This is a genomic window from Pseudomonas sp. D47, assembly GCF_045447305.1.
Classification (GTDB): Bacteria; Pseudomonadota; Gammaproteobacteria; order Pseudomonadales; family Pseudomonadaceae; genus Aquipseudomonas.
On record NZ_JBJGXU010000060.1, the window covers coordinates 20031 to 34856 of the forward strand.

Here is a 14826-nt window from a genome sequence, read left to right on the forward strand (position 1 = left end):
GCTAAGTACTTGTAGGTATTTACTATTCGAGCGTGCCGGGTATATTCACCAGCCAATGGATCATGGTCATGAAGACCTGTCGTTTTGACAAGGATAGTTATATGAGTCAATCACATTTGCGAGCGCTTTTTTTGGCCTCGCTGGTTTGCATCGGTGCCAGCGCACCGGCAGCGGCGGCAGAACCACGGGTAAACCTGTACAACTGGTTCGGCTTGATCGCCCCAGAAACCCCCAAGGAATTCGAGCAGAAAACCGGTACGCGGATGCACGTGGATGCCTTCGACAGTGCCGAGATCATGCAGAGCAAAGTCATGGCCGGGCGCACCGGGTATGACGTTGTCGTCGCCACCTCGAATGTCCTGCCAAGCCTGATCCAGGCGGGCGTGCTTGCGCCGCTGGACCGCAGCCAACTGAGTAATTTTTCCCATATCGACCCCGAGATGCTGGCCCTGCTTTCGGCCAACGACCCGGGTAATCGCTACGCCGTGCCCTACTTGTGGGGCACCACCGGCATTGGTTATGACGTTGATAAAGTCAAAGCAGCCCTGGGTGATAACGCCCCGGTGGACAGCTGGGACTTGATCTTCAAAGAAGAAAACATCAGCAAGCTCAAGTCATGTGGCGTGGCGATGCTCGACTCGCCAAGTGAAATCATTTCGATCGCTTTGCATTACCTCGGCCTGCCAAGTAACAGCCAGAACCCTGAGGACTACCAGAAGGCACAGGCGCTGCTGTTGAAAATCCGCCCTTACGTCCTCTACTTCGATTCCTCCCGAACCGATGCCGACTTCGCCGACGGCAATATTTGTGTGGTCGTGGGTTGGGCGAGCGGGGCGCTGACGGCACAAGCCATCAATGAGAAAAACAACACCGGGCGCAAGATTGCCTACAGCTTGCCGCGCGAGGGCGGGCTGGTGTGGTCGGAAAACTTTGTACTGCTCAAAGATGCGCCCAACGCCAAGGCCGGCTTGGCGTTTATCAACTACATGCTGGAACCGGGCGTGATTGCCAAGAGCTCAAACCACACGCTTTACCCCAACGCCAACAAGGATGCCACTGCGCTTGTAGAGCAGAAACTGCGCGACAACCCGTGGATTTATCCGTCCAAAGAGACCATTGCCACACTGGTGCCGCTAGAACCGCTGCCGTTGAAGTTGGAGCGCATTCGTACGCGTGTGTGGACCAAAGTGAAGAGTGGTACGTGATCGGATGAGTGAACGGGGATGTCTTGCGACTGACCAAGGGGGCTTTTGCACAAGCCCCAGAGAGGGAGACAAATCATGGGCCAACGTGATGACCAGTGCGACGTGAAATCGGACGACTACAAGGCGTACAAGGAAATCGAGGAACAGATCGGTCACTGTACGCCTGAACAAGCCTGGGCCATGTATTACGTCTCAACCGGGATGGTGCGTGAACTCGTCACGCGGGCGGTGATGGAGCACATCGGCAGGGGCAACAGAGCCTTGCTGCTGGAATTCCCTGAACTTGCCCGAGTGGAAGAGAAGTCTCGTTTAATGCTCCCTCTCTAAACGCTGAACGCTCTAACCAAAAAACGCCGATCAATGCTGATCGGCGTTTTTGTTGCTGTGTTCAACGCGCGTTCATGGCCCGCGCCAAGCGCAGCGTGGCTTCACGGATCTCGTCCCGATCCAGCGAAGCAAAACCCAGGCGCAGTGCATTTTCCGACAGGTTCATGGGCGAAAACTGACGCGCGCTACGTACCACAACGCCATGCGCCAGCGCGGTTTCTACCAAGTGATCGACGTCTGTTTCATCCTGGAAACGCACCCACAGCGCCAGGCCGCCTTCCGGCTCGCGCACCTGGATTCTGTCGCCGAATGCCTCATGCAGGCAGCCCTGCAGGACCTCTCGTCGCGCCGCGTATTCTTTTGAAACGCGGCGCAGGTGTTTCTTCAATTCACCCTGATTGATCAGGTCCGCCAGCATCTTTTGCGCGACCGCATCGGTATCCCCCACCACCAGAGCGGCGCTGCGTTGCAGCACCTCAATCACACTGGCGGGGGCCACCACATAACTGCAGCGAAACGTCGACCCCAGCGCTTTGGATAACGACCCGATGTAGATCACATGGCGTTGCGCCTGATCACTGGCCAGCGGCAGATACGGCCGCCCGTTGAAGTGATATTCGTGGTCGTAGTCCTCCTCAATGATGCAGACGTCATGCACGGCCGCCAAGGCCAGTAGCTGTTGGCGTCGCGCCGCATGCAGGCTCACGGTGGTGGGGAACTGGTGGTGCGGCGTGACGTAGATCATCCGCACCTTATGCGTTTGGCATAACTGCTCGATGTGGTCCGTGCGGCAGCCTTCATCGTCCATGTCGACGGTGACCAGGTGCGCACCCAACTTGCGGAAGATTTCCCAGGCCGGCGGGTAGCTCAGGCGCTCCACCAGCACCACGTCGCCTGGCTTGATCAGCAGGCTGGCGGTCAGGTACAGCGACACCTGAGTGCCCGGTGTCAGGCAGATGTTCTCGGCGTTGACCGTCAGCCCGCGATTGCTGCGCAGCATCTCGGCCAGCGCGCAGCGCAACTCATAGCCGGTACCTTCACTGCCGTAGCGCACGCTATTGGACGCAAAGCTGCTGCGCAGCGCGTTGCGGTAGTAGCGGTGCAGGACCGCCTGCGGCAGCAAGCGGTGATCGCAGGCACCGTTATCGAAAAACAGCGCGTCATGCCGATGTTGGAGTGCAATCACCTGGGCGTTCTGGGTGAAATACGGGACCACGGCTTGCGCGCGGATGGGCGGTGCAAAGGACGGTTGCGCGCGACTGGGCAATGGCGTGGGCACCAGTTGCGCATTCACGAACGTGCCGCGCCGCGGCTCGCTGATCAGCCAGCCTTTGGTCAAGGCTTCTTCGTAGGCCAGGATCACGGTCTTGCGGTTGACGTCGAGCAGCTTCGCCATTTCCCGCGTGCCGGGCAGCAACGTGCCCGGCGGCAGCCGCCCGTCGAGGATCGCCGCGACGAGGCCTTCGGCAATCTGGCGATAGGACGCTTGGCGTGTGTTCGTATCAAGCTTGAGCAACGGGCGCCCTTTACGAATCTGGACCATCTGAAGTATCCAAAACTGGAGGTTCTAATGGGCCTAGTCTAGCGCAACAATCAAGCCTCACTCACCCCTGAGGTTTTTATGCACACACGCCATGTCATCGAACTGTCCCCCTCGGGGAAAACCTTTGAAGCCGGTGACGAACTGCTGCTCGACGCGATGCTCGCCAGTGGCCTGTCGGTGCCGTTCTCGTGCCGACGCGGCGCGTGTGGCTCGTGCAAAGTCGTGGTCACCCAAGGGCAGTACCGGGCCAAGCAACTGGCGCCCGGCGCACCTGCGCCTTGTTACCCGCTGGCCGCCAATGAACTGCTGTTATGCCAAAGCCATGCCTGCGCCGACATGCGCCTGGAGATTCCCGGCTGGTCGCTGGACACGCCTGCGCTGGAGGTCGAGGCGACGGTGCTGAGTAAGCGCGCACTGAGCCCCGACATCATTGAGTTGGTGGTGATGCCGGATAGGCCGTTGGCCGTGCGGGCGGGCCAATACCTCAAGTTCCGCTTGGTCGACGGCGACTCACGTTGCTTCTCGATCGCCAACCTGCCGGCCGATGGCGATGGGCGTTTGGTGTTTCAGATTCGCCGGGTCAGCGGCGGGCTGTTCTCCGAGACCTTGCTGGGCGACTTTGAGGCCGGCGATCTGTTGCAACTGGAAGGGCCTTTTGGTGCCTGCACCTGGCAGGACGATGACGCTGCGCCCGTGGTCCTGTTCGCCACGGGCACCGGCTACGCGGGTATCAAGCCGATCCTGCTGACGGCCTTGAAACGTGATGTCGAGGTGACGTTTTACTGGGGCGGCGCGCAGGCCACAGATTTTTACGAGCGCGCATTTCTGGACAAATTTGTCATCGACCACGCGCATTTTCACTGGCACCCGGTATTGGCAACAGAAGGCCGGGTGCAGGACGTTGCGCTGAGCCATGGGCACAACTGGGAAGCGGCGCAGGTGTATGCCTGCGGTAGCGGCGGCATGATCAGCCAGACGCGTGCGCAGTGCCTGGCAGCGGGCTTGCCGAGCCATCGTTTTGTTGCCGAAGCCTTCGTGCCCAGTGGCCGGTCGAGCGCCGATACGCTGCTCGGTTCGCGGGATGGCACCTGGGAAAAAGTCGGCCCCCGCTATTCGCTGGACGGCATGCTCGCCGCGCGTGAAAAAACCGTGCGAGCGCTGGCCGCAATCGCCAGCCAGTTGACGCTCGGCATGACCACCGGCGCCGCCCTGGAAATGGCCAGCCAGCAATTGCAGGCCATGGGCGCCTCGCATACCTGGCACCCGACCTACATTCGCTTTGGCGACGACACGGTGCGCCCGTCCCGGGAAGGGATTGACCCGCTGCGCAGACTGCGCCCGAGCGACATTGTGGTGGTGGACCTGGGGCCGGTGTGGGACGGCTACGAGGGTGACTACGGCGACACCTTCATCTTCGGCGAGGCGCCGTTGCACCACGATTGCAGGAAGGTGCTGCATGAAGTCTTCGATGAGACCCGCGAAGCTTGGCTGCGGGGCATGACCGGTTGTGAACTCTATGACTTCGCCGAAGACCGTGCCGTGGCAAAAGGCTGGCGGCTGTCACGCAATCTGGCAGGTCACCGCATCGCGGATTTCCCCCATGCGTTGTTCGGGGACAAGGAGCTGGCTGACTTGGAGATTACCCCCAGCGAAATGGTGTGGGTACTGGAGATCCAGCTCTGTCATCCCACGTTGCCCATCGGCGGGTTTTTCGAAGATATCCTGATGCGATGAGCCCGCCATTGCGGCGGGCTCAAAGGGCGTCAGAGCTTCGGTAACTGGCCGACGCGGCCCATCATTTCAGTGACGATCTGCAGGTCCAGCAGGAACTGGTCGACCGTTTTGAACTCACCGTCGGTGTGCCCGGTGTACTTCACTTCCGGGCGCGCCAGGCCGAACTGCACGCCATTGGGCAGTTCATGCACGGAGGTGGCGCCGGCCGACGTACCGAACGTGTGTTCCATGCCCAGGTTTTCGCTGGCCACGGCCAGCAAGGCTTTCACCCACTCGCCTTCAGGGTTGCGGTACATCGGCTCGGCTACCGAGTAGGTGAAGCTCACCTTAACCTTCGTTTGTTTATCCCAGGCGCTCAGTTTGTCAGCAATTTCTGCCTTGAGTTTTTCCGGCGATTTGCCCTTCGGCACACGCAGGTTCACGGCCAGTTTGAAGGCTTTGTCATCCTGGCCGACAAAGGTCAGCGACGTGGTCAAAGGTCCCATGAACGCATCAGAGAAGCCCACGCCCAGCTTGCCACCGAGGTAATCCAGGCCCCAGTTGTCGGCGGCATAACGCGCGGCGTCGGTGATGTGGTTGTGCTTGAGGGCGATCTTGCCGTCGACGCCGTGGATCAGCTCGAGCATACGTGCGACCGGGTTGACACCGGTTTGCGGCTCGGACGAGTGAGCAGACACGCCGGTGACCGTCAGCTTGACCTCTTTGCCGACCACCTTGGCCGTCACTTCGAAGTCGCCGCCATTGCGCTTGACGTAGTCAGCACCGGCTTGCTGCAGGCTGGCGGCCAATTCGGCCGGTTTGTCGCTGACCAGAGTGGCCACTGACACCGAAGGAATCTGGTTGGTGGCCATGCCGCCGGTCATCGAAATGATTTGTGCGCCTTTGCCTTCGCCCTTGCGCACCGGGAAGGTGGCCATCACGGTGCCGTAGCCTTTCTCGGCAATCACCACTGGGTAGCCACCGTCCAGTGCCAGGTTGTATTGCGGCACTGGGTTGTGTTCGAAGTAGTAAGGAATCGCGTCGCCCGACGTTTCCTCGGTGGTGTCCACCAGCAGCTTGAAGTTGCGCGCCAGTGGCAGCTTCTCTTCCTTGATCACCTTCATGGCGTACAGGGCCACGACGATGCCGTTTTTGTCATCTTCGGTGCCACGGCCGTACATGCGGTCGCCGATCAGCGTGACCTTGAACGGGTCGAGTTTGGTGCCGTCTTTGAGCACCCAGTTCTCCGGCGTCACGGGCACCACGTCGGCGTGGGCGTGGATACCGACCACTTCATCGCCGCTGCCTTCCAGGGAAATTTCGTACACGCGGTTGTCGACGTTACGGAAGTTCAGGTTGAAGGCCTTGGCCAGGCCCTGAATCTTATCGGCGATCTTGAGGAACTCCGGGTTCTTGTACTGCGGCAGGCCGTCGATGTTAAACGTCGGGATCTCTACCAGCTCGCGCAGGGTTTCGAGGGCGGCCTTGCCATACTTCACCCGCGTGTAAATACCCAGCAGACGATTGATCTCGTTCTGCTGGTCGGCGGTCAGGGTTTTGTTGGCAAGGAAGGCCTCGATGGCCGGGCCGACGTCGGCGGTTTTGCCCAGGTCGCCCTTGGCCAGGGTGGCGAGGAAACCACGGAAATCGGTGGCCGGGGTTTCGCTGAAACCCTTGATAATCGTCGCGCTTTGTTCGGCGCTGATGTTGGCGAATGCAGGCGCAGCGACGGCGCAGAGGCTGGCGGCGAACAGGGTGGCGGCAACCCGTTTTTTGAGTGGGAAGTGCATTGTTGAAGGCATTCCTTTGCAGGTAGTGAGTGGGGCGTTTCTGATCAAACTGTCAGAAACATTTCCACACACTACCATCACGAAGGAGCGGTAGGGGAGACCCTGGTGAAGGAAATATCCTACTCAAATGCCCGGATTGAAGAGATTCAACTGTGGGAGCGGGCTTGCCCGCGATGACGTAGTGTCAGTCACCTTCTACTTTGACTGACACTCCGCTATCGCGGGCAAGCCCGCTCCCACAGGGGTTTTGTGGTGCCTCAATAACCGAGTTCAGATCAAGGCTTACCCGGATGCGGATCCGGATACTGCGCCATGACCTCCAGCGCCTTGGCATACGGTCCATCCCACAACTGCTCATGCAATTGGCCTATGCGCTTGGCCATTGCCTCGCTGCGCATCACCACCTCCAGGTTGCGCGAGTTATCCAGGTACCCGCCCAGCCAGTTGCTGGTGCCGACCCACGCCACTTGCCCGTCGATCTCCATGGCCTTGCTGTGGATCACCCGCGCGTAAGGGATAAACCCTTGCTTGGCCTCGGGCAATGTGACGATCTTCACCTGCACGTTGGGCAACACCGCCAGGCTCTTGAGGTAGGGCAGCTCCAGTTTGTCGGTGTTCCAGTTGGAGACCATCAGCTTGACCGACACCCCGCGCGCGGCGGCGGCGCGCACGGCGTTGTCGATCACCGCGTAGTACGGCCGGGTTCTGTCTGGGCCGTAGGACAGCGGTGCGTAGTCGAGCAGTTGCACACGCACTTCTTTTTTTGCCTCGCTCAGCAGACGCGGCAGTTCCAACTGCGAGTCGCCCACGCCCGGTGGGTTGTAGCGTTGCGGGCTGGCCACTAGATAGTTGCCGGTGCGTGCAGGTTCCTGGCTTGGGGCAGGCAACGGCACGGGTTGTTTATCCGCGAGCGCGGCCTGGGCTTGCCAGTCCTGATTGAAGATCGCCTGCACTTGGCTGACCACCGTTGCATCACTGATACGCAGCCCGGTCTCGTGGATCTGTTCCAGCGAGCGCCAGTCGAAATTCTGACTGCCGATAAACGCCTGCTTGCCGTCCACCAGCATGTACTTGGCGTGGATGATCCCGCCGCTCAGTTGCCCATACGACAGGACGCGAAAGGTCAGGTTGGGAATCGCGCGCAGGCGTTCCAGGGTGGAGGCCTCCGACAATTTGATGCCTTTTTCTTCCAGCAAAAAGCGAATTTTCACACCGCGTTTGCCGGCGGCTTCCAGGTGTTCAATCACCGTGTCCATCACCGAGCCGGGATGGTCGGCCGCGTAGAACTGGCCGATATCAATGCTGTTTTTCGCGCCGTCAAACAGTTCGATCCATACCGGCCCCGGCTGGCGCAAATCGGCAGTGCCCAGCACGGTATCCATCGGCACGGTGTGCACCAGTTCAAAGCCTGGAATAGAAAAGTCCGCCTGGGCCAGCGGGCTGAGGAGCAAGCCGGTGAGGCCTGCGATACGCAACTTCATCGAAAGGGCCATAGGCGTCTCATCGGGCAAAAAGAACGACGGGCACATCATGTGCCCGCCCCGGATGTCACGCGGTGCGGCTGTGCAACGGTGTTGGCACCAAGTGCGGTACTTCACCCTGCACGCGGGCACCGGTGGCGGCGCGAATCAGCAGGATCTTCAGTTGATCGTTGATGCGCTCCAGGCTGTCCTGGAAGAAGTTGTGGAACACCACGCAAAACAACGCGATAGCGATACCCAAACCCGTGGCGAACAAGGCCGTACCGATGCCACCGGAGATCTGGCCAGGGTCGGATACGCCCGCCGACGCCAGCGCCTTGAAGGTGTCGATGATGCCGAGGATGGTGCCCAACAGACCGAGCAATGGCGCGGCAGTGGTGATGGTTTCGATGATCCACAGGCTGCGCGAGAGTGGCGCACGCGTCTTCAGATACTGGGTTTCGATTTCATCGTCCAGGTCTTTGCGCGAACCCTGGGACGCCTTCTGTGCCAGCACCGGCAGCACCATGTTCAGTGGCAGGCTGTCGCGGTGGGTCAGGCTTTGCGGCAGGTCGCGCTCGCTGTGCACGTTGGCGCCCAGTACCTCGGTCAAGGCGCGGGCCTGGCGGCGCACGTAGGCGAAGTAAATGCCGCGTTCGATGCTGATAAAAATCGCAATCGCCATGGCGGCGTACATCACATAAAAGGTGATGTCGTGAAGCAGGTTCATGTCCATGATCTAAAGCCTCGTAGTTAGAAATTCGCTTCCAGGGAAACGGTTACGGTGCGGTCCAGGCCAACGATGTAAGCCGGGTCGCCGTCCTTGAAGCCGCTGTAGGTGCCGGCGTTGGTCTTGGTGGTGTACACGCCGTCCAGGTATTTCTTGTCGAACAGGTTGTCGACGTTCAGGCGCAGGGTCGCGTCCTTGACCACCTTCTTGTCCACCGGCAGGTAGATACCGGCGCCGAGGTTGAACACGGTGCGGCCGGAAATCGCTTCATCGTTGGTCAGGTCGCCAAACAGCTTGCTGGTGTATTTGCCACCGAAGGTGCCGTAGAAGCGGCCGTCGTCGTAGCCGATGTTGGCCGCCAGCATGTTCTTCGGCACGTTGGCGAACTGCTTGCCGCTGGTGGGCAGGACGATGGCTTTGCCCGCGTTGTAGACGGTCAAGTCATCCTGCTGCTCGGCCTTGGTGTAGGTGTAGGAGGTGTAGTAGTTGAAGTGGTTGGGCAGCAGGCCGCTCCACTCCAGTTCCAGGCCGCTGTTGTTGACGGAGCCGGCGTTGATGTCGGCGAAGTCACCGTTGATGTCTTTGGACGAGACTTGGCGATCCTTGAACTGCATGTAGAACAAGGTGGCCGCCACGGTCATGTCTTCGTCGGTGAAGCGCCAGCCCAGTTCGTGGTTCCAGCTGGTTTCCGGCTTGGCGTTGATCGAGTCCAGGCCCTTGTCGTACAGCACGTAGTTCTGCGGTATGCGCATGTTGCGTGACAGGCTGTAGAACAACTGGTCACGCTCGTCGAGCTGGTACTTGAGGCCGACGTTGGGCAGCAGCTTGTTGTAGCTCTGGTTACGCTTTTCCGGCTGCTCGGTGAGGCTGCCGTGGTTGGTGCCGTCGCGTTTGACGTTCATGTAGGCCAGGCCTGCCACCAAGGTCCAGTCTGGGTTGATGTACCAAGTGTCCTGGGCCCAGACTTTTTGCGCCGGGGTGACGGTGAAACGGTCGCGACCCTGCACGGTGTTGCCGTTGGCATCGACCACGGCGTTGCCGTCGGGCCAGGTGTCGGTGGGTTTGCCGCTGCTCTTTAGGGCAATGAACGGCTGGGTCTGGCTTTGGCGCGCGCGTTCGTACCAGTAGCCGAATTGCAGGCTGTGATCGCCCAGGTCCCAGTTCAGCTTGGTGGTAATGCCCGGGCGCCAGGTCTGCGTGCGCGAAGGGCGATAGTAGACGCCGGTGGTGGAGGAACCGTCAGCGTTGTACTGGGCGGCGGTGGGCAAGTTGCCCAGGTCGAAGATGCCGCCTTGGTTCGAGCCACGGTTCAGCGCATAGCTGGAAGAACCCACGCCGCTGCCGTTGCCCCAGTAGTAATACGGGATCACCGAGAGGGCCAGGTTATCGGCCAGTTTGAATTGGGTGTTGAGCACGCCGGTAAAGGTCTGGAACGGGTTCTGCGCCAGCGCGTAGTAGCTGTTGAGCTTGCCGTTACTGCCCACCGTCGGGTTGGCGGGGTAGGGGTCGTACTTGCGGCCGTACTGCTGGAACTGGCCCTTGGTCAGCTGGCTGTAGCTGTTGTTGTCCTGCTCGTGGTACTTGAGGATCAGGTTGGCAGTGTTGCCGTTGCCGGCATCGAAGAAGCTGTTCCACTCCACCTTGTCCGCGCGCACGGCGCCTGAACCGCGCCACATCTGGCCTTCGGTGTGGGACACCGACAGCCAGTTGCTCAGGCCATTGACCTCGCCGGTGTTGAGCCGCGCGAAGGTCTTGCGGGTGGCGTTGCTGCCGACGATCTGCTTGACGAAGGCACCGGTTTCTTTGGTTGGGCGAATGGTCACGATACCGATGTTGCCGCCGCTGGAACCGATGTGCGGGCCGTCGGCCTCGGATGAGCCTTGGGTGACGAAGATCTGGTCGATGTTTTCCGGGTCGCCCAGCAGGTTGGAGTACAGCGCGTAGTTGCCGGAGTCGTTGATCGGCATGCCGTCCACCGACATCCCCACCTGGTCGGAGTTGAGCCCGCGCATGGTGAAGCGAAAGCCCGACAGGCCGGTGTTGTCCTCGCTGGAGATGTTCAGGCCCGGGGTGTACTTGAGCTTGTCGATTGCGTTACCGGTGGCGGTCTGTTTATCCAGCGCTTCCTTGGTGATCGTGGAGCGGCCTTTGATGCTTTCTTCCTGCACCATGTAGCCGCCACCCGCGGTGGCCTTGCCCTGAACCCCAATCGTGCCGACGTCACTGTCGCTTGTATCTGCCATGGCCATCCCATGGCCCATGCTTGCGGCAACAAGTGCCAGATGAATACGTGTGAACCTCATCACTGTCGTCCTGGTGTCGGGTGCTTATTGCACGCTGTAGTTGAAGGTGGCGGTGAAGCGCTGCTCATTGCGCCCCCCGAAGGCTTGCTCGGGGAACGGCTTGACTTGCTTGATGCGCCGCAAGCTGTTGGCGGCGGCCCGGTTGAGCAACATGCTCGAGGCCTGGGTTTGCACGCCTGCGTCCAGAACGCGACCCTGGCGATCGACCAGCAACCACACCACCACTTCGCCGCTGGGGCGTTCGAGGGAAGCCTGGCGACCGGTGGGGTACTGCTTGTAGGTGTCCAGCTCGTTGCGCAAACCCTTGAGGTAACCGCCTTCCAGGGCCTGGCCGTCGACCTTGGGCGGCGCCGGTGGGGCGGGCGGCGCGGGTGTCGGGGCGGCGGCGGCTTGTACCGGTTTGGCGGCCACCGGTGGCGCTGGTGTAGGCGTGGGTGTCGGCTTGGCGGCCACGACGGGTTTGGGCTTGGGCACCGGCTTGGGCTTGGGTTCAGGTTTTGGCAGTGGCTTTGGCGGCGGTGGAGGCGGGGCCGGTTCGGCCTCTTCGTCCTCGATCACCGGTGGCGGCGGCTCTTGCTCCACCACCGGTGTCGGAACCACTTCGGGCTCTGGCTCGACCAGCGCCAACTCGACCGCCGACTCGTCGTACACCGGCTCGACCTTCAACGTCTGTGACTGGATGCCCATTGCAATCAGCACCAGGGCGATCAGGGCCGGGACACTGCCCAGCAGCTGACGCGCACGAAACAAGACGTACATGTTCAGGACTTACGCGTGGCGATGGACACGGAGGTAAAGCCACCCAGGCGCAGGGTGTCCATGACCTCCACCAGACGTGAAACCTCCACGCCCTTGTCACTGTTGACGATGATCGTTGACTTGGTGTCCGGCTTTTCAGCCGCCTTCAGCGCCGGTACCAGGGCATCGACCGTGAGGTCCTTGCCGTCGAGTTGCAACTGACCTTCCAGGCCCAAGGTCAGGATGAATTTGTTCTGCGGTTTGAGCTGCTGCGAACTGCTGGCGCTGGGCAATTGCGTCTTCATGCCAAGGGCCGGAATCACGTTCAGGCTCACCAGTACGAAAAACACCAGGAGGAACATCATCACGTCGATCATCGGGATCAGTTCGATGTGCGCCTTGCGTTTTTTGGGTTCGTCCCAGGTTCTCATTCCGTTACCCCGTTATTGAATTAGGGGCGACACGCTAACAACCAAAAATGACCGAATGGTTAACTTTAATTTACGTTTTAAAGGCTCTAGGACGTGTCTTACAGATGATTTGCCTTGCGGTTTTGTGACGTAATGAAATTGACACGAAGCGCGCACATTCTGGAGGAATTTATCTTCAGAGCCGCTTCGTATGCCGACTGCATTGCCTCAATTGTTGACCCCGCGACTACGCTTGCGGGCACTGGAAATGGACCAGGCCGAGACGCTTTTTCGCCTTGTCAGCGACCCCGCAATCGCTGATAACACGGCGAATATTCCGTCGCCCTACACCTTGGAAGTGGCTCAGACGTTTATTGGCCAGATGCAGGAAACATACCGGGCGGGTGGTCTGTTGGGCCAGGGCATGCACCTGCGTGAAACCGGCGAATTGATCGGCATGGTCAGCCTGCGCATCAACGCCCGTCACCACTATGGTCACCTTGCCTACTGGGTCGCGGCGCACTGCCGCAACCAGGGTTATGCGGCAGAAGCGGCGAGCACGATGATGGATTTCGGCTTCACCGAGTTGGGGTTACAGCGCGTCGGCAGCCAGTGCTTTGGTCGCAACAAGGAATCGGCGCGGGTCATGCAGAAAATCGGCCTGCGTTATGAAGGCTGCATGCGCGAGGCGTTTCTCAAGAACGGCGTGTATGAGGACTTGCTGGTATTCGCCACCGTGCGCGACGACTGGGAGCGCGCACTGTGAGTGACGCGGTGGACCAGGGCCGGCGTCGAGTACTGACGGGGCTGGCAGTCGCCACCGCGTTTGCAATCCTCAGCCCGTTTGCGCGCAGTGCCGGGGTGGATTACCCGTTCACCCTCGGCGTGGCCAGCGGCGACCCACTGCCGGATGGCTTTGTGATCTGGACGCGCCTGGCGCCGTTATTCAATGCAGCGGATGGCCGTGGTGGGCTGAGTCGCGCAGTGCCGGTGCGTTGGCGCGTGGCCAGCGATGCGGCGATGACGCGTATCGTCAAGCACGGCGAGGTGCTGGCGACAGAGCGCTTTGCCCATTCGGTGCATATCGAGGTCGCGGGGTTGGAGGCGGGCAGGCCGTATTGGTATCAGTTCGATAGCCTCGGCGCGCAGAGCCCGGTGGGCCAGGCACGTACCGCGCCGCCGCTGCACGCCATGGCGGCGGCAACTGTGGGGTTTGTCTCCTGCTCGCACTGGGAGCGCGGGTATTTCAGCGCCTATCGCCACTTGGCGGCGGAGCAACCTGACCTGGTGTTTTTTCTCGGCGACTATATTTACGACAGCTCCTACGCCGCGGACTCGGGCAAGATCATTCGCCCCCACGGCAGCGGCAATGCCGTGAGCCTCACTGACTACCGCAACCGCTACGCCTTGTATAAAACCGACCCGGACCTGCAAGCCTTGCACGCCGCAGCGCCCAGCGTGGCGACCTGGGATGACCACGAGGTGCAGAACGACTACGCCAACCGCTGGTCCCAGGACTCGAAGATTCCGGTGGCGCAATTTCTGCAGCAACGAGCAGCGGCGTACCAGGCGTTTTACGAACATATGCCACTGCGCGCCAGCAGTGTGCCGAAGGGGCCGGACATGCGCATTTACCGGCGCCTGGATTACGGCCGGCTGGCGCGTTTTCATGTGCTGGATGGGCGCCAGTACCGCTCGGAGCAGCCGTGTATCCAAGCCAACGGCAGTCACCAGGGGCACATCGCTTCCAACACCTGCGCAGGCTTGCGCGACCTTGGCCGCACCCTGCTCGGCTGGCAACAGGAGGCGTGGTTGGACCAGGGCTTTGCGCAATCGAAGGCGCAGTGGAATGTGATCGCTCAGGATTTGCTGGTGGCCCCGCTGATCCAGCGTGACTTGACCAGCCACAAGGTGGGTCATTGGACCGATGGCTGGGATGGCTACATGGCCAATCGCTCACGGATGCTGGCGGCCATCCAGCGCCATAAGCTCAACAATCCGGTGTTCTGGGGCGGCGACATCCATTCGTTCTGGACCACCGACCTGCACGCCGATGGCAACAACCCGGACTCGCCCATCGTTGCCACCGAGTTTGTCGGCAGCTCGGTGACCTCCGATGGTCCGCCTTTTGAGGCGTTCAGTCAGATCCTGCCGCTCAACCCGCATGTGAAGTTCTTCGACAGTCGCCAGCGCGGGTATGTCTCGGTGGCGTTGGAGGCGCAACAGATGCTGACGAACTTCCGCGTGATTACTGACCCACGCGATCCGAACGCCACGGTGTCGACGCTCAAGTCATTTGTGGTGGAGCCGGGGCGGGCGGGGGCGATTGCGGTTTGATGGGCTCTTTGGTTGAGCACAAGCTCAATGTGGCGAGCGGGCTTGCCCCGCGTTGGGCTGCGAAGCAGCCCCAAAACCTGGCGATTAAGTCTTACTGAAAAAATGCGGTGGCTGTATTAGGGCCGCTTCGCGCCCCAACGCGGGGCAAGCCCTAATGCCGTTCAGTTAAGCGCAGATCCCCTGTGGGAGCGGCGGTGCGACGATTCGACTTGCCCGCGAAAGCGGTGGGTCAGTCAACATCAATGTTTGCTGGGCCGACGTCATCGCGGT

General features: G+C 60.7%; 12 protein-coding genes. 5 read left to right on the top strand and 7 right to left on the bottom strand.

The window, feature by feature from the left end; translation table 11 throughout:
* Positions 1-101: 101 nt before the first annotated feature.
* Both ACI77I_RS26180 and ACI77I_RS26185 read left to right on the top strand, forming a co-directional pair.
* The gene (locus tag ACI77I_RS26180; RefSeq protein WP_094952723.1) at positions 102-1205 is read left to right on the top strand and encodes a polyamine ABC transporter substrate-binding protein; all 1104 of its coding nucleotides are present in this window, start codon (positions 102-104) and stop codon (positions 1203-1205) included.
* A gap of 75 nt (positions 1206-1280) precedes the next feature.
* Positions 1281-1532 carry a hypothetical protein gene (locus tag ACI77I_RS26185; RefSeq protein ID WP_094952724.1) on the top strand — a complete coding sequence of 84 codons (252 nt, stop codon included), beginning with the start codon at positions 1281-1283 and terminating at the stop codon, positions 1530-1532.
* 61 nt (positions 1533-1593) lie between these two features.
* Here the strand turns inward: ACI77I_RS26185 and ACI77I_RS26190 are convergent, their stop codons facing one another.
* A complete protein-coding gene (locus tag ACI77I_RS26190) occupies positions 1594-3075 on the bottom strand; it encodes a PLP-dependent aminotransferase family protein (RefSeq protein ID WP_406999098.1) in 1482 nt (493 codons plus the stop codon).
* 78 nt (positions 3076-3153) lie between these two features.
* Here ACI77I_RS26190 and ACI77I_RS26195 point away from each other — a divergent pair, with 78 nt between their 5' ends.
* A complete protein-coding gene (locus tag ACI77I_RS26195; protein WP_406999100.1) occupies positions 3154-4809 on the top strand; it encodes a M24 family metallopeptidase in 1656 nt (551 codons plus the stop codon).
* Positions 4810-4838: 29 nt separating this feature from the next.
* On the opposite strand, the gene ACI77I_RS26200 is transcribed toward ACI77I_RS26195, so the two are convergent.
* The 6 genes from ACI77I_RS26200 to ACI77I_RS26225 all read right to left on the bottom strand — a co-directional run bounded on the left by ACI77I_RS26200 (position 4839) and on the right by ACI77I_RS26225 (position 12240).
* Positions 4839-6578, bottom strand: coding sequence for a dipeptidase (locus tag ACI77I_RS26200; protein ID WP_406999102.1), 1740 nt, complete (start codon positions 6576-6578; stop codon positions 4839-4841).
* 275 nt (positions 6579-6853) lie between these two features.
* A complete protein-coding gene (locus ACI77I_RS26205; RefSeq protein ID WP_406999104.1) occupies positions 6854-8071 on the bottom strand; it encodes a phospholipase D-like domain-containing protein in 1218 nt (405 codons plus the stop codon).
* A gap of 55 nt (positions 8072-8126) precedes the next feature.
* Positions 8127-8774 (bottom strand): MotA/TolQ/ExbB proton channel family protein, encoded by a 648-nt coding sequence (locus ACI77I_RS26210; RefSeq protein WP_094953753.1) that lies wholly within the window; start codon positions 8772-8774, stop codon positions 8127-8129.
* Between the two features lie 17 nt (positions 8775-8791).
* A complete protein-coding gene (locus ACI77I_RS26215) occupies positions 8792-11071 on the bottom strand; it encodes a TonB-dependent receptor (RefSeq protein WP_094953752.1) in 2280 nt (759 codons plus the stop codon).
* A gap of 24 nt (positions 11072-11095) precedes the next feature.
* Complete coding sequence (locus tag ACI77I_RS26220; protein WP_242155225.1) at positions 11096-11830, bottom strand: energy transducer TonB; 735 nt, start codon at positions 11828-11830, stop codon at positions 11096-11098.
* 2 nt (positions 11831-11832) lie between these two features.
* Positions 11833-12240, bottom strand: coding sequence for a biopolymer transporter ExbD (locus ACI77I_RS26225; RefSeq protein WP_005786670.1), 408 nt, complete (start codon positions 12238-12240; stop codon positions 11833-11835).
* 190 nt (positions 12241-12430) lie between these two features.
* Between ACI77I_RS26225 and ACI77I_RS26230 the strand changes: the two genes are divergently transcribed.
* Complete coding sequence (locus tag ACI77I_RS26230) at positions 12431-12985, top strand: GNAT family N-acetyltransferase (RefSeq protein ID WP_406999107.1); 555 nt, start codon at positions 12431-12433, stop codon at positions 12983-12985.
* On the top strand, positions 12982-14556 hold the full coding sequence (locus tag ACI77I_RS26235; protein ID WP_406999109.1) for an alkaline phosphatase D family protein: 1575 nt from the start codon (positions 12982-12984) through the stop codon (positions 14554-14556). The genes ACI77I_RS26230 and ACI77I_RS26235 overlap by 4 nt, the downstream gene beginning before the upstream one ends.
* Positions 14557-14826: the final 270 nt, after the last annotated feature.